The organism is Streptomyces sp. 2131.1 (assembly GCF_900105515.1).
Lineage (GTDB): Bacteria > Actinomycetota > Actinomycetes > Streptomycetales > Streptomycetaceae > Streptomyces > Streptomyces drozdowiczii.
This window is the reverse complement of the sequence record NZ_FNSY01000001.1, coordinates 2,975,508-2,990,277: the sequence shown is the minus strand read 5'-3', so window position 1 is coordinate 2,990,277 and position 14,770 is coordinate 2,975,508. Positions and strand designations below refer to the sequence as shown.

Sequence of the window (14,770 nt, the reverse complement as noted above, 5' to 3'; positions counted from 1 at the left end):
GCGGCCGGCTCAGCGGGTGGCGCTGGCGTCGACGAGGGTCTCCGTGACGTCCACGAAGCCCTTCCGCTCGGCGACCAGCCGCCCGGCCCGCACCACCTGGAACGTCACCTTGCTGTTGACGATGCGCGGATACGCCTGCGAGCCGATCATGTCCTCGTAACGCCAGCGCAGCACGGGCGTGAGGCCGCCGGTGTCCGCGCTGACGCCCTCCTTGAGGGCCTTGGTGACCTTCGCCGCGGTGATCCGGGACTCGTGCATCGACTCGACGAGCGACTTCAGCGCGGTGTACGCGACCCAGGTGGTCTGCACGCCCGTGTCGTCCGGGTCGATCCGGTTGTCGCCGAAGGCCTCCTCGCGGATCACCTTGCGCATCGGGTTCCACCGGTCGTCGCCCGGGGCCGGGTACCAGCCGGTGACGTACGCCCCCTCGAACGGGCTGTTCCGGCCCCCGGTGCGGTCGATCAGCGGCTGTTCGACGCTGCCGAGCACGGACGCCACCCGCACGTCCGCGCCCGCCGGCTCCAGCCGCCGGAACGAGTCGAAGAACGTCTCCGTGCGGTCGCCGAGCACCGATGTCACGCATCCCCCGTCCGCGCCCGCGCCGGACAGCGCCCGCCGCGCCTCCCCGTCGTACGAGGTGGCACCCTCCGCCGTCGGTATGTCGAGCTGCGGGGACCGGCCCGCGCCCTTGAGCCCGGTGTGCAGCAGCCACGACTGGCTGTCGCCCTCCAGCGTGTCCGGGCGCACCAGCGAGACCCGGTCGCAGCCCTGCGCGAGCCGTTCGGCGGTGCCCGCGAGCAGCGCGGACTGGCCGCCGGTCAGCGGGTAGGAGGTGTAGCTGCGGAACTCGTCCTCGGAGGCCCCGTAGCCGCCGATGTACGGGATGCCGGCGACCTCCAGCGGGGTCAGGGCCGCCCGTCCGTGCCGACTGTACGAGCCGAGGACCGCGACCGCCTTCTCCTCCACGGCCCGGCGGGCGCAGGCCCCCGCGCCGGTCGAGGTGTCCTGTTCGTCACAGGTGACGACGCGCAGCTCGTGCCCGTCGATCCCGCCGGCGGCGTTGACCGAGCGCGCGTACGCCTGCGCCATCGCGGTCATCCCCGCCATGTTCACGGCGTCCGGGGCCGAGGCGCCGTCGCCCGGTGCCCAGGTGACGACGGTGACGGGCTCCCTGGAGTCCCCCGAGGCTCCAGGGAGCGCGCCGCAGCCGGTCAGCAGCAGGGCCCCGGCCGCCACCGCACCGGTGACTGTTCCGAAGGGGCGGGGGAAAGGGGGGCGTCGCCGTCCGGTCATGGCCCCAGAGCCTTCCCGGCCCGGGGTAACGCAGTGGTGGCCCTCTCTCAACGCCGGGTGACGTCCCGGTGAACGCCGGGGGCCGGTCCGGGGTGACGAAAAGGGAACGTACGATCGACAACCGTGCAGCAAGGTTCCGAGAACTCTTCCCGTCGCGCCCGTCGCTCCTCCACCATGGGCGGCATGCCGCTCAACGACCTTCCGTGGTGGCGCTGGCGCAGCAACGTGCGCTCGGCGCTGCACATGCTCTCCGACCCCGTCTTCCACCACGAGTGCTGGCTGGCCGGCCGGGAGGGGTACGGCGACGTCACCGACGCCGTGTACCGCCTGGTCGAGGACACCTGGCTCGACAACTGGTCCGCCGAGAAGTACGTCGGCACGATCTTCCGCGACGCCGGCGAGGCCGCCCTTGTGGACGCCGCCGTGCTGCGGGTGCTGCGCATCATGCACCAGGTCGGCGCGGACGCCCCCGTCTCCGCCTACCTGGAGCACCACGGCTGGCCGGAGGCGGTCGCCGCCGCCCGCGAGGCCCATGTGCGGCTGTCCGCCAACGACGGCGAGGACCCGGACGTACCGCCCCGCTCCCTGGACGTGCTCCGCATTCTGACCAGGTCCGCCTGAAGCCGCGCCGTTGTGGCACGCTACGGGGATGACCGCGCCGCAGCCTGCCGACACCGCCCCCGACCAGTACGTCCTCACGCTGTCCTGCCCGGACAAACAGGGCATCGTGCACGCCGTGTCGAGCTATCTCTTCATGACCGGCTGCAACATCGAGGACAGCCAGCAGTTCGGGGACCACGACACCGGCCTGTTCTTCATGCGCGTCCACTTCTCGGCGGGCACGCCGGTGACCGTCGAGAAGCTGCGGGCCAGCTTCGCCGCGATCGGTGACTCCTTCGCCATGGAGTGGCAGATCCACCGCTCGTCGGAGCGGATGCGGATCGTGCTCATGGTCAGCAAGTTCGGCCACTGCCTCAACGACCTGCTCTTCCGGTCCCGGATCGGCGCCCTGCCGGTCGAGATCGCCGCCGTCGTCTCCAACCACCCGGACTTCGCCGAGCTGGTCGCCTCGTACGACGTGCCCTTCCGGCACATCCCTGTGACCCGCGACAACAAGGCGCAGGCCGAGGCGGAGCTGCTGGAGCTGGTCCGTGAGGAGAACGTGGAGCTGGTCGTCCTGGCCCGCTACATGCAGGTCCTCTCGGACGACCTGTGCAAGCAGCTCAGCGGCCGGATCATCAACATCCACCACTCCTTCCTGCCGAGCTTCAAGGGCGCCAAGCCCTACCACCAGGCGCACGCGCGCGGCGTGAAGCTCATCGGCGCCACCGCCCACTACGTGACGGCCGACCTCGACGAGGGGCCGATCATCGAGCAGGAGGTGGAGCGCGTCGGCCACAACGTCACCCCCGACCAGCTGGTCGCCATCGGCCGCGACGTGGAGTGCCAGGCGCTGGCCCGCGCGGTGAAGTGGCACGCGGAACGCCGCATCCTGCTCAACGGCCGCCGCACGGTCGTCTTCGACTGAGACGGAGCGGGAACTCCAGACAGGACCTAGAGCCGGCTGAGCGAGGCGGCCGCGAAGAGCACGTCGCGGATCGCCTCGCGGTCCCCGCGCTGCCCGGCCGCCGCCTCCACGGGCGGCACGTGCCCCGCCACCAGCCGGCAGAACTCCACGCCGTCCAGCGCGACCTGCGCCACCGTGTGCTCGGCCGAGCCGAGCGCGGCGGGCGAGTCCAGCGCCACGTACCAGTCGCCGCCGCCCGAGCCCTCGATCTCCAGATGCAGCGAGCGCCCCGGCGAACCGGCCGTCACCAGCTGCCGGGCCGGTCCCGCCAGCCCCGACCGCCGCCGCACCGCCAGCGCGGCGGGCAGCATCCGGGCCGCGAGGTCGATCATCCGGTGCAGATGCCCGGCGGACGGCGGCTCGTACGGGTAGTCCACCGCCTTCGCGATGTCCCCCGCGTGCACCCAGCACTCGAAGGCCCGGTCCAGCAGGGCGTCCTGCAGCGGCAGCGCGAAGTCCCCGTACGACACGGACAGATCCTCGACCCCGCGCCCGGCGAACGACACCGTCCGGATCAGCGTGTGGCTCTGCTCCCGCCACGGTTCGCGCACGGCCCGGGTCGGCGGAACCCGGGTGGCGGACCAGTACGACTCGGTGCGCGCGGTGGGGGAGAGGGGGCCGGGCAGCGGGTCGTCGAGCCCGAGGGCGGCGCCGACCAGGCCGTCCACGGTCATCAGGTGCCCGATCACCCCGGCGACGGTGGTCCGGCGGCTGGCCTCCCGCTCGCCCTCGAACCACTGCAACCGCACCGGGGCGTGCCACTCGGCGCTCCCGATGTCCCGCAGCAGCGCGTCGAGCCGCGCCGTCTCGGCGTCGTACGGGGCGGCCCAGTCGGGCACCGGGATCTTCGCGGGCCGCCGGTTCAGGCAGTTCTCCAGCACCCGGGACCGCAGCAGCGGGTCCAGGTCCAGGCTGCGGTCGGTGTGCAACAGCCCGACGGCGTCCCGCAGCCGCAGCGCCTCGTCCGCACAGGGCGCGCACTCGGTCAGGTGCGCCTCGACGGCCGCGGTCTCCTCGGCGGAGCACGCGGCGAGCGCCCAGGCACCCAGGAGCGCCTGGAGCACGCGGTGCGGCAGGACCAGGGCGGGCGGTGCGGATTCCGGCTCCGCCCCGGCCGACGCGGGCCTCGGCTGCGGCTCAGGTACGGGTTCGGGTTCCGGCTCGGGCTCCGGTTCGGGTACGGGTTCGGGCTCCGGTTCCGGCGCGGGCTCCGGCATCGGCCCGGGCGGCGGTACGGGCGTCAGGTCGGCGAAGTCGTCCGCGGCGGGGCGGGGGCCCGGTATGCGCGGGGCGCCCCGTACCTCGTCGTCGCGGCCTTCCTCGTCCCGGCCGTCGGCGCCGTCGCTCACAACACCCTCCCGTAACCGGGCGGCGGGGCGCCCTCCAGGGGCCGGGTCCGGGCGGTGGACAGCAGTTGCAGCCCGAGCCGCAGCCGGCGCCGCGCCTCGTCCTCGGTGACCCCGAGGTCCGCCGCGGCCTGCCGGTAGTCGCGGCGGCGGACGTACGCCAGCTCCAGGGCGGCCCGCAGCGGTGCGGGCATGGACGAGACGATGTAGTCGGCCCGGGCCGCCGCGGTGGCCCGGCGCACCCGCTCCTCCAGGCCGTCGGGACCGTCGGGGTCGTCGCGGTCCTCGTCCGCGCCCCGGCGCAGCCGGCGCACGGACTCGCGGTGCGTGAGATGGGCCACCCAGGCCCGCATGGAGCCCTGCTTGGGGTCGTAGGCGTCCGGGTTCTCCCAGACGTGGGCGAAGACCTCGCGGGTGACCAGGTCGGCGGCGTCCTCGTCGTCCAGCATCCGGTGGGCCTGGCTGTGGACGAGGGCGGCGAACCGGTCGTACATCTCGCCGAGCGCGGCCGCCTCGCCGCGCGACAGCCGCTGCTGCATCTTGCGGTCCCAGCGCGGTGGTGCGTTTTTGGCCATCCGGCCCTCCACCCCCTCCGCTGTCGGCCCCGGGCCTGGCCGGCCCTCTCAGCTCCTGCTCGTCCTGTCCGAATGTAGTCGTCCGCCCCGGCCGGGCACGCCCCTTTGCGACAAGTACGTTCCTCGGACACGACGTCCTTCCGAGGCCGGTGTTTCGCGAGGGGCGTGCGGGGGCAGCCGCCAAGGAGGAACCCGGACCTCCGGATCATCGGGTTCCCCGGAATCCCCGGAACGAGAGGCCCAGTCACGTGACCCTGAAAGTCTCGGAGACCGAGCGGGGCGGGTGGACCGTGCTGCACATAGGCGGGGAACTGGACCTGCTCACATCGGCCACCGTCCGCCAGTCCGTGCACGACGTGGTCGCCGTGGGCCGCCACGACGTCGTCCTCGACCTGTCCGGAGTCCAGTTCTGCGACTCCAGCGGGGTCGGGGTGCTCATCGCCCTCCGCCGCCTCATGCGGTCCTGCGGGGGCCGGCTGCGCCTCATCCTGCCCGCCCGGGGCGCGGAGGAGGGCTCCCACGTCAACCGCGTGCTCGCCGCCCTCGGCGTGCGCCGCTTGTTCGAGGTCTACCCGGACTGGGACGCGGCGGTCGACGAGGAGGCCGAGCCGCTGACGGCCTGAAACCGTCGTCGCGGTCCGCTTGATGCGCGGCTGTCACAGGGCTGGTCCCGGTAAGTGACACGTGACGCCTGAACGCGTCGTACGCTCCCCGCATGGACAGCGCAGAGTATGAGCGCAAGATCGCCTTCCGCTTCGCCGCCTTCGACCAGGACGGCAACGGATACATCGATCGCGCGGATTTCAACGCCGCCGCGGCCCGTCTGCTCACCGAGTTCGGTACGACGGCCCGCTGCGACAAGGGGCAGGCGCTCTACAGCGGCGCCGAGGCGTTCTGGCAGGGCATGGCGGGCATCGCCGACGTGGACGGGGACCAGCGCGTCACCCGCGAGGAGTTCGTCGGCGGGGCGGTGAAGCGGCTGCGCGACAACCCGGAGCGGTTCGCGGAGATCGCCCGCCCGTTCCTCCGCGCGGCACTCGCCGTGGCGGCCGGTCCGACCGGTGACGGCAGAGCGCCGGTACCGGCCGTGGAGCGTGCGCTGAAGGTCCTCGGCGCGAGCCCCGACGCGGCGGCGTTCGCCGCGCAGAGCCTGGACACGGACCGGGACGGCGGGGTCGTCGAGGAGGACGCGGTGGCCGCGCTCGCGACGTACGTGACGGTGATCGAACCGGACTAGCCGGTGGGGCCCGGGGGCACCCCGCCCCTGGGCGTCACACAGAGCGACGGCTCGTCACCGATACCGGCTTGTGTCCTTTGCGTGATTCGTCACGGGGTGGAGTCGGCGCCCGCCTCAGGTACCCTCCGTGGGATGCGAGTGGTTCTGGAACCTGGCGGTCCGGGTGCGGCCTGTGCGGCGCCCCGGGTCCGCGCGAGGTGTGCCGCTCGCGATCGGCGCAGCGGGGCCGGGCCTGCCGGGACGGCGGTTCCCCGGCGCGTGCGGCGTCACTGTTCGACTCTCCGCAATGTGCGTCGCACAGTATGCACTACGCGTACTCCTTCGCGCTGGAATATGCCCGAAGCGCTTGTTGCGGTGACTGTACGTCAACCATGCTGTCGTGCAAGGGAATCACGTTCCGTGACCCTGAGGAGGCGCGAGGCGATGTGTCCGCCGGTTCGGATGGTGTGAGCGGTGCAGGTGCTTCAGGTTCAGTTGGAGGTCGGGCCCGACCCCGCGGAGGTCGGACGGGCTCGCAGATGGGCGCGCTCACGGCTCGCCGGGTCCGGGGTGCGGGACGACGAGCCGCTGGCCGAGACCCTCATCCTGCTCATCTCGGAACTCGTCACCAACGCGGTAGTACACACCGGCTGTCCGGCCGTGCTGCGCATGCTGTTCGGCCTGTCGGGCTCGCCGGCCGGGGCCGGGACCGTGCGGGTCGAGGTGGCCGATGCCAGCTGCCGCCCGCCGCAGCAGCGGCACGCGCGCGGTGAGGACACCGGCGGCCGGGGCCTGGAGCTGGTCGACGGCCTGGCCGACCGCTGGGGCTGGCAGCCGGAAGGCGCGGGCAAGCGCATCTGGTGCGAGGTCGACCGGAGCGTCCCGCTGATCCAGGTCCAGCTCCAGCCCGGCGCCCACGGCGCCGAGCCGGCAGTCCCCTAGGCGCGGCTCCCCGCGGTCGAGCGGAACGTCCGCCGGTAGACCGTCGGCGAGACGCCCAGGGCCGCCTGGAGGTGCTGGCGCAGCGACGTGGAGGTGCCGAAGCCGGCGTCCCGGGCGACCTGGTCGATGGACAGGTCCGTGGACTCCAGGAGCCGGCGCGCCAGCTCCACCCGCTGCTGGGTGAGCCACTGCACGGGGCTGACGCCGACCTCCTCGCGGAACCGCCGGGTGAACGTGCGTACGCTCATCGACTCCTGCTGGGCCATGTCCCGCAGCAGGATCGGCCGCTCCAGCCGGGCCAGCGCCCAGGCCCGTGCGGTCGTCGTCGTGGCGAACTCGGTGTCCGGGACGGGCCGCTGGATGTACTGCGCCTGCCCGCCGTCGCGGTGCGGCGGCACGACGGTGCGGCGGGCGACGTCGTTGGCGACGGCCGTCCCGTGGTCGCGGCGCACCATGTGCAGGCAGAGGTCGATCCCGGCGGCGACCCCGGCGGAGGTCAGCACGTCGCCGTCGTCGACGAACAGGACGTCCGGGTCGACCCGCACGGCGGGGAACAGCCGCTGGAAGTGGTCGGCGTGGGCCCAGTGCGTGGTGGCGGGGCGCCCGTCGAGATACCCGGCGGCGGCCAGGGCATAGCTGCCGGTGCAGATGGACACCATCCGGGTGCCCGGCCGGACGTGCGCGAAAGCGGCCGCCAGTTCGTCGGTCAGCCGGCCCTCGTCGTACACCGGGCCCAGTTCGTAGCTGGCCGGGACGACGACCGTGTCCGCCGTGGCGAGCGCCTCGGGTCCCTGGCCGACGGTGATCGTGTAGTCCGCGTCGGTGCGGACCGGACCCGGCGGGCGTACCGAACAGGTCACGACGTCGTACAGCCTCCGCTCCCGGTCCTGCGGCTCCAGCGGGCGGGCCATCCCGAAAATCCTCTGAGGGATGCCGAGTTCGAAGGGGATCAGCCCATCGAGGGCGAGGACGACGACCCGGTGCGGCACAGCGGACTCCCTTCGGTCCGTTCCGGTCGGCGAAAGTGCCTAGCTGGTATAGACCATAAGCTGATACATGTCATCGGTGTGAAGGAAAAGTCAGCAGACCCCGTGCGCATTCCCGCCGCGGACCCCGAGGCCGCCCACGGCGGTCCGTCCCCTCTCCCGCCCCTGCCGCCGCTCTTCGAGGAGACCGGCGGGCAGCTCTGGAACCGTAACTTCAGGCTGTTCTTCGTCGCCCGGACCGCCGCCGTCTTCGGCGACGGGATGATCCCCGTCGCGCTCACCGCCGGACTGCTCGGAGCCGGCCGTCCCGCCTCGTCCGTCGGCTACGCGCTGGCCTGCTGGATGGGCCCGCTCGCCGTGTTCGTGCTCTTCGGCGGCGTGCTCGCGGACAGGTTCACCCCGCGCCGCATGATGATCATCGCCGACGCGCTGCGGCTGATCGGCGCCTCCGTGCTCGCCGTCTCCTTCGCCGCCGGCAACCCGCCGCTGTGGGCGGTGTACGCGCTGAGCTCGGTGGCCGGTGTCGGGGCGGCGCTGTTCCAGCCGGGCGTGGCGTCCACCGTGCCGCGCGTGGCCTCGGACGTCCAGCGCGCCAACGCCACGCTGCGGGTCTCCGAAGCGCTGATGACCATGGCGGGCCCGGCGTTCGCGGGTGTCCTCGTCGGTCTGGCGAGCGCCGGCGCGGTCTACGCCGCCAACGCCTCCACCTTCCTGGTCTCGGGGGCTTGCCTCTTCCTGCTCCGGCTGGCCCCGGCACCCTCGGACGAGGCGCCGCACGGCTCCTTCGTGGCCGAACTCGTGGACGGCTGGAAGGAGTTCACCGCCCGCAGCTGGCTGTGGGGTGTGATCGCCGTCTGGACGGTGTACGGCTTCGCCGTGCTCGGCCCGATGCTCCCGCTCACCGCCGTCCGGGTCACCGAGGCGCACGGCTCGGGGACGTACGGCGCGATGATGGCGGTGAGCGGCGCGGGCAGCGTCGTCGGCGGCCTGCTCGCCCTGCGGCTGCGCCCGCGACGCCCGCTCGCGGCGGGGGCCGTGGCGCTGACCGGGGTGTGCGTGAACCTGGTCGTGCTGGGCCTCGGGCTGCCCGTGGCGGCCCTGGGCGCCGGTCAGTTGGTGGCGGGCGCGGCCTCCGCGTTCTGGCTGGTGATGTGGTCGACGACGGTCCAGACCCACATACCGCCGGAGTCCCTGAACCGGCTGCACGCCTACGACGTGGCCGGCTCGCTGCTGATGGTCGCGGCGGGCCGCGCGCTGGCGGGCCCGGTGGCGGACCGGCTGGGCACCGGCGAGGTGCTGATCGCCGGTGCGGTGATCAACCTCGCCGTGGTGGGCGTCCTGCTGGCGGCCCGTCCGATCCGCCGCCTGGAGCGGATCGGCTGACCCCGGGCGCTACTTTTTGCGCGCCCGCTCCTCGGACTGCTGCATCTCGATGACCCGCAGGACGTGTGCGCTGGTCTGCCGGCGCACGCTTCCGGCGACGAGCAGGCCAGTGCCGGCCACCGAGAGCGGCGTCGAAATGCCCAGCAGGGTCAGCTGCTTGGGCATCGTGGTGTCCATCTCGCAGATGGACGAGGCGCGGAAGCAGTACAGCGAGTCGTCGGTGTCCCAGATCAGGAAGCCCAGCCAGGCCCACAGGACGCAGGCGACGAGCAGCAGCAGGGCACCCCAGCCCTGCATCAGCGAGGACCCGTGGTTGAAGTACTGGCGTTCGGCCCACTGCATGAAGTCCCCCGAGGACATGGACGGTGCGGCGTGCGCGCGGGTGCGGCCGCCGGGCGGTGCAGATCGTACGCGCATACGGGCGCCGGGCAGGTGGCCCGATCCTTGCGAACCATGTCCCTCGGGCCACTCGTGGGGCCGGGGCCCGCGACCGGATGCTGGGCGGGTGAATCCGACAACCGAGAGCGCCGCCCCCGTCGCCCCGCTGCCGACCGCTCCCGACGCGCCCCGCCGACGGCGCGTCCACCGGGCGTGGATCGTCGCCGCCGTCACGTTCGTGACGATCATCGGCGGCGCCGCCTTCAACTCCTTGCCGGGTCTGCTCTTCGACCCCCTCCAGGACGACTTCGGCTGGTCGCGCGGCCAGATCGGCCTCGCCGTCTCCCTCGACATGGGGCTGTACGGGCTCACCGCCCCGTTCGCCGCCGCGCTGATGGACCGGTTCGGCATCCGCCGGGTGGTGGCCGTGGCGCTGAGCATGGTCGCGGCCGGGGCGCTGGCCAGTGTGTGGATGACGGCCGCCTGGCAGCTGATGCTCTACTGGGGCCTCCTCGTCGGCCTCGGCACCGGCTCCATGGCGATGGCGTTCTCCGCGACGGTCACCAACCGCTGGTTCGTCGCCCGGCGCGGCCTGGTCACCGGTATCCTCACCGCCGCCGGGGCCTCGGGGCAGCTGGTCTTCCTGCCGCTCTGCGCGTGGATCGTGGACCGGCACGGCTGGCGCCCGGCCTCGGTGACCGTGGCGCTGGCGGCCCTGGTCGTCGTCCCGTTCGTCTGGCTCCTGATGCGGGACCACCCGGCGGACGTGGGGCTCGCCCCGTACGGCGGCGATCACGTCGAGAAGCCGGCGCCCACGCGCGGGGCGGCGGCCCGTACCGTACGGGTCCTGTTCGAGGCGGCCCGTACGGGACCGTTCTGGCTGCTGGCCGGGTCCTTCGCGATCTGCGGCGCCTCCACCAACGGCCTGATCCGTACGCACTTCGTACCCTCGGCGCACGACCACCACATGCCGATCACCGCCGCCGCCTCGCTCCTCGCGGTCATCGGGATCTTCGACATCATCGGCACGATCTTCTCCGGCTGGCTCACCGACCGCTTCGACGCGCGCCGCCTGCTGGCGGTCTACTACGCGCTGCGCGGGGTCTCGCTGCTCTTCCTGCCGCTCCTGATGCAGCCCACGGTGGAGCCGCCGATGGTCTTCTTCATCGTCTTCTACGGCCTGGACTGGGTCGCCACGGTCCCGCCGACCCTGGCCCTGTGCCGCGAGCAGTACGGGGAGGACAGCGCGATCGTCTTCGGCTGGGTGCTGGCCTCGCACCAGGTGGGCGCGGCGCTGGTCGCCTTCCTGGGCGGGGTGGCGCGGGACTACTTCGGTACGTACGACGTCGTCTGGTACGCGGCGGGGGCGCTGTGCGCGGTGGCGGCGCTGATGGTGCTGGTGATCCGGCGCGTAAGGGAGCCCGCCGGGGCGGCGTTGGCGGCGTAGCGCCAGAATGCACGCGGGAGGGGGTCCTTATGGCGAGGAGCACCGCGTGGCGGGTACGGGAACGGGCGGAGTCGTCCGACGGTCCGCCGCCCGTGTGGTCGGGGCGGTCGATCGTCGCGGGGGCGGGCGCGCTGTTCATGGGGACGGTGCTCGCCCTGGAGGTATACGGCCTGGTGGGCACGGCCGTCGAGTCGCCCGCCCCGGCCGACGGGCCCGGCGGAGCCGTGCTCGTCGTGCCGTTCATGGCCTGCTACGGCGTCCCGGCCGTGCTGTGGGGCAGCCTCGCGGTCGTCCTGCCGCTGGTGTGGGCGGCCCGCCGGCTGAGTGGGCGCCTGACCGGGCGGGACGTCTGGTGGTGGGTGCCGGCCGTCGCGGCCCCGGCGGCGCTCGTCGTCACCGCCGTCGCCGGGATATGGCGCCCCGCGGCCGGCCCGTTGGCCGTCACCTGGCTGACGGGTGCCGCGCTGCTGACCGGGGCCGCCCTGATCGCCCGGGACTCCGCGCTGCACGGCCCCCGGCTGCTGCGGACCCTCGGGTACGGCGCCATGGCGATGGTGGCCGTACTCGTCGTGGGGGCGGGGGTGTTCGCGGCCGGCCTGGTCACCGAGTACACCCCGCCGCAGGCGGACGCGGCAGGGCTCGCGGGCACCTGGAACGACGGGCACGGCGGCACCCTGCGCCTTTCGCCCGACGGCACGGCCCGCGCCGAGAACCTGAAGGACCACGAGGCCGCCTACCAGGACGACGCCGACGTGGCCCGCGCCAAGTACCGCTGCACCGGCACGGGCACGTGGTCCTACGAGTGGGACGACTCCACGTCCACCTGGGACCAGCGGGTAAGCCTGGAGCTGGCGGACTGCGAGCTCGGGGAGCTCGACGGCTGGCGGATCGGCGGTACGTCCGAGGGCCTGAAGCTGAACGCGCAGTACGGCGACGCCGACGACCCGCACTGGTACACCCTCACCCGCTGACCCTCAACGCCCCTTGCGGGAAACCCGCTTCGCGATCTTCTCCGCGTCGCGGGCCAGTTCGCGGAGCATGCCGCTGATGGGGTTGGTGAAACCGGTGAAGTAGAGGCCGGGGGCCTGCTTGGGGGTGCGGGCGCCGTGGACCACCGGGCGGCCCCGGCCGTCCAGGACCCCGAGGTGGCCGACCAGCGGTTCCAGGGCGCGGCGGTAGCCGGTCGCGGCGATCACCGTGTCCGGGGTGACCCGGGTGCCGTCCGCGAGGACCACCGCGTCCTCGTCGAACGACTCGACGGCCGCCACCGGGACGACCCGGCCGCTCTTCACCGCGTCGATCAGGCCGACGTCCTGGACCGGGATCGCGCCCTCCTTGACCCGGGAGTACAGGCCCGTGTCGGGGCGGGGCAGCCCGTGTTCGGAGAGGTCGGGGACGGCCGCGCGGGCCATCAGGCGGCCGGCCCGGTCCACCAGGGCCACGGGCAGCCGGCGGACCAGGATGCCGGTGGCCTGCGCGGGCCAGCCCGCCGTGGAGCGGCGCACGATGTGCGGGACGGTGCGCACCGCGAGCCGTACGCGCGACGCCCCGCCCTCCACGAGGTCGACGGCGATCTCCGCGCCCGTGTTGCCGACGCCGACGACCAGGACGTCCTTGCCGGTGTACGGGGCGGGGGAGCGGTACTCCGAGGCGTGCAGGAGCCGGCCGGTGAACGTCTCGCGGCCGGGCCAGTCGGGCAGGTGAGGGGTGTGGTTGAAGCCGGTGGCGACGACGATGGCGCGGCCGGTCAGCTCACGGCCCCCGCTCGCGCTCAGCCGCCAGCCGCTGCCGTCCGCCGCCCGGTCGATACGGGAGACCTCGACGCCCGTGATCACTTCCAGCTCGTGGTGCTCGGCGTACTTCTCCAGGTAGCGCACCACGTTGTCGCGGGCCACCCAGCGGCCGAACTTCCTGGGCATCGGCAGCCCCGGCAGCGCGGACCAGCGGCGGGTGGTGTGCAGGTGCAGCCGGTCGTAGTGGCCCCGCCAGGACGCGCCGACGCTCCCGGTCCTCTCCAGCACGACGGCCCGGACGCCCCGCGCGCGCAGGGCGGCCGCGGCGGCCAGTCCGCCGGGGCCGCCGCCGATGACGTAGACGGGGCGGTCCTCGGTGAGGTCGGTGGGGGCCGGGGAGCTACCGGCGGTAGGTGCGCTGTCGGACATGCTTCGGAGCGTAATCGCGTGACTCCTTGATGGGTCTCGGTCAAGACCGGAATCGATTGCGAATCGATCACGCTCCCGGAGCGGCGGACCGCGTCAGGCGCGGTAGTGGGCGGCCACCGCGCCGAACGCGGCCTTCGGCTCCCAGGGCAGGCCCGGGTACGTGGTGCCGTCCCGGTCCTCGTACAGTGACGGCGACCGGCTTGTCCCCGGCCGTCAGGGCGCGTACGCCCTCCCGGAAGACGTCGGCCACCTCGGCGGACCGGATGAGCTCGAAGGTCATGACGTCGAACAGATCCCAGTCCACGCCCTCGAACTGGACGGCCGCGTACGTGACCCTGCCGCCGAACCGGGCCCGGACCGCGGCCACCGCCTCGCGGAGGAAGGGGTTGAGGCGGACGCCCACCGCGGCGAGCCGTTCCCGCCGGCCGACGGGGTCGGCCAGCAGCAGGCCCACCCGCTCCTCGGCGCTGCCGCCCTCCAGGAGACCGCGGTTCATGAGGCTCGGCTGGTCGTCCCGGCGGGCTCGCTGCCCTCGCTGCTCCGGGACGCGCTCGCCGCGCTCGGCCCGGCGCTGGACGCGGCGGAGGAGCGGCGGCGCTGACGTGCGGGCCCCCGGTCGCCGGACGCCCCGGCCCCGGTGGCACGCTGGGGGTGCCCGAACCGTACGGCCGTGAGGGAAGCATCCGTTGAGTACCGGCAGCTACTACGAGCGCATCGACGCACACCACTACAAGCCGACCGCGCACGCGAGCGGTGCGTGGAGCACGGACGAGGTGCACTTCAGCCCGCTCGGCGGCCTCCTCGTGCACGCCATCGAGGGCCATCTCGCGGACCGGCCCGGTGAGCGGCTGCTGCTGTCACGGGTGAGCTTCGACATCCTCGGCCGCCTCGCCCTGGACGAGTGCGAGATCCGCGTCCAGACGGTCCGCCCCGGCCGCACCATCGAGCTGGTGGAGGCCGTGGCGCTCATCGCGGGCCGTCCCGCCGTACGGGCCAGGGCCTGGTCGCTCGCCCCCGTGGACACCACCGAGGTCGCGGACGGCGAGGACGACCGGCTGACCCCGCCGGAGGCGCTCGCGCCCTGGCCGATGGCCGACCTCTGGCCCGGCGGCTACATCGCGTCCCTGGACGTCCGTCCGCTCGCCCCGCCGCTGCCGGGCCGCACGACCGCCTGGATCTCCACGCCGCTCGACCTGGTCGCGGGCGAGACCGCCGGGCCGCTGGCCTCGTACGTGGCGCTCGTCGACACCGCCAACGGCATCGCCGTACGCGAGCAGCCGACCGAGTGGATGTTCCCCAACGTGGACCTGACGATCCATCTGCACCGGCAGCCCGAGGGCCGCTGGACCGGGCTCGACACGACGGTGGTCTTCGGTCCCACCGGGCAGGGCCTCACCAGCACGGTCCTGCACGACGTCGACGGGCCCGTGGGCCGCGCCGAGCAGATCCTCACCGTACGACCCCTCTAGCCGTTC

At 73.4% G+C, this 14,770-nt stretch carries 16 protein-coding genes; 9 read left to right on the top strand and 7 right to left on the bottom strand.

Annotated elements, in window-relative coordinates; translation table 11 throughout:
* Positions 1–9: 9 nt before the first annotated feature.
* Positions 10–1,293 carry an ABC transporter substrate-binding protein gene (locus BLW14_RS13380; protein ID WP_093707406.1) on the bottom strand — a complete coding sequence of 428 codons (1,284 nt, stop codon included), beginning with the start codon at positions 1,291–1,293 and terminating at the stop codon, positions 10–12.
* A gap of 174 nt (positions 1,294–1,467) precedes the next feature.
* Between BLW14_RS13380 and BLW14_RS13375 the strand changes: the two genes are divergently transcribed.
* Both BLW14_RS13375 and purU read left to right on the top strand, forming a co-directional pair.
* Positions 1,468–1,914, top strand: coding sequence for an SCO4402 family protein (locus BLW14_RS13375; protein ID WP_018519453.1), 447 nt, complete (start codon positions 1,468–1,470; stop codon positions 1,912–1,914).
* A gap of 28 nt (positions 1,915–1,942) precedes the next feature.
* Positions 1,943–2,821: a formyltetrahydrofolate deformylase gene (gene purU / locus BLW14_RS13370; protein WP_093707404.1), complete on the top strand. Its 879-nt coding sequence runs from the start codon at positions 1,943–1,945 to the stop codon at positions 2,819–2,821.
* 26 nt (positions 2,822–2,847) lie between these two features.
* Here the strand turns inward: purU and BLW14_RS13365 are convergent, their stop codons facing one another.
* On the bottom strand, positions 2,848–4,209 hold the full coding sequence (locus BLW14_RS13365; RefSeq protein WP_093707402.1) for a zf-HC2 domain-containing protein: 1,362 nt from the start codon (positions 4,207–4,209) through the stop codon (positions 2,848–2,850).
* The gene (locus BLW14_RS13360) at positions 4,206–4,781 is read right to left on the bottom strand and encodes an RNA polymerase sigma factor (RefSeq protein WP_093707400.1); all 576 of its coding nucleotides are present in this window, start codon (positions 4,779–4,781) and stop codon (positions 4,206–4,208) included. The genes BLW14_RS13365 and BLW14_RS13360 overlap by 4 nt, the downstream gene beginning before the upstream one ends.
* A gap of 248 nt (positions 4,782–5,029) precedes the next feature.
* On the opposite strand from BLW14_RS13360, the gene BLW14_RS13355 reads away from it, so the two are divergent.
* The 3 genes from BLW14_RS13355 to BLW14_RS13345 all read left to right on the top strand — a co-directional run bounded on the left by BLW14_RS13355 (position 5,030) and on the right by BLW14_RS13345 (position 6,939).
* Positions 5,030–5,404, top strand: coding sequence for an STAS domain-containing protein (locus tag BLW14_RS13355; protein ID WP_093707398.1), 375 nt, complete (start codon positions 5,030–5,032; stop codon positions 5,402–5,404).
* Between the two features lie 92 nt (positions 5,405–5,496).
* Entirely contained in the window at positions 5,497–6,018 is a 522-nt protein-coding gene (locus BLW14_RS13350) for an EF-hand domain-containing protein (protein ID WP_093707396.1), read from the top strand.
* Between the two features lie 453 nt (positions 6,019–6,471).
* Positions 6,472–6,939, top strand: a complete 468-nt coding sequence (locus BLW14_RS13345; protein WP_028444338.1) for an ATP-binding protein — start codon at positions 6,472–6,474, stop codon at positions 6,937–6,939.
* On the opposite strand, the gene BLW14_RS13340 is transcribed toward BLW14_RS13345, so the two are convergent.
* A complete protein-coding gene (locus BLW14_RS13340) occupies positions 6,936–7,928 on the bottom strand; it encodes a GlxA family transcriptional regulator (protein ID WP_093707394.1) in 993 nt (330 codons plus the stop codon). The two genes, BLW14_RS13345 and BLW14_RS13340, sit on opposite strands and share 4 nt — an antisense overlap.
* A 102-nt stretch (positions 7,929–8,030) precedes the next feature.
* On the opposite strand from BLW14_RS13340, the gene BLW14_RS13335 reads away from it, so the two are divergent.
* The gene (locus BLW14_RS13335; protein WP_093707392.1) at positions 8,031–9,308 is read left to right on the top strand and encodes an MFS transporter; all 1,278 of its coding nucleotides are present in this window, start codon (positions 8,031–8,033) and stop codon (positions 9,306–9,308) included.
* Between the two features lie 9 nt (positions 9,309–9,317).
* Here the strand turns inward: BLW14_RS13335 and BLW14_RS13330 are convergent, their stop codons facing one another.
* Positions 9,318–9,725: a hypothetical protein gene (locus BLW14_RS13330; RefSeq protein WP_256332759.1), complete on the bottom strand. Its 408-nt coding sequence runs from the start codon at positions 9,723–9,725 to the stop codon at positions 9,318–9,320.
* 88 nt (positions 9,726–9,813) lie between these two features.
* Here BLW14_RS13330 and BLW14_RS13325 point away from each other — a divergent pair, with 88 nt between their 5' ends.
* Positions 9,814–11,133: an MFS transporter gene (locus BLW14_RS13325; RefSeq protein WP_093707390.1), complete on the top strand. Its 1,320-nt coding sequence runs from the start codon at positions 9,814–9,816 to the stop codon at positions 11,131–11,133.
* A gap of 29 nt (positions 11,134–11,162) precedes the next feature.
* A complete protein-coding gene (locus tag BLW14_RS13320; protein WP_256332758.1) occupies positions 11,163–12,104 on the top strand; it encodes a hypothetical protein in 942 nt (313 codons plus the stop codon).
* 3 nt (positions 12,105–12,107) lie between these two features.
* On the opposite strand, the gene BLW14_RS13315 is transcribed toward BLW14_RS13320, so the two are convergent.
* On the bottom strand, positions 12,108–13,295 hold the full coding sequence (locus BLW14_RS13315; RefSeq protein WP_093707388.1) for a flavin-containing monooxygenase: 1,188 nt from the start codon (positions 13,293–13,295) through the stop codon (positions 12,108–12,110).
* 67 nt (positions 13,296–13,362) lie between these two features.
* Positions 13,363–13,791: a hypothetical protein gene (locus tag BLW14_RS13310; protein ID WP_256333040.1), complete on the bottom strand. Its 429-nt coding sequence runs from the start codon at positions 13,789–13,791 to the stop codon at positions 13,363–13,365.
* A gap of 190 nt (positions 13,792–13,981) precedes the next feature.
* On the opposite strand from BLW14_RS13310, the gene BLW14_RS13305 reads away from it, so the two are divergent.
* Positions 13,982–14,764 carry a thioesterase family protein gene (locus tag BLW14_RS13305; protein WP_093707386.1) on the top strand — a complete coding sequence of 261 codons (783 nt, stop codon included), beginning with the start codon at positions 13,982–13,984 and terminating at the stop codon, positions 14,762–14,764.
* Positions 14,765–14,770 lie beyond the last annotated feature (6 nt).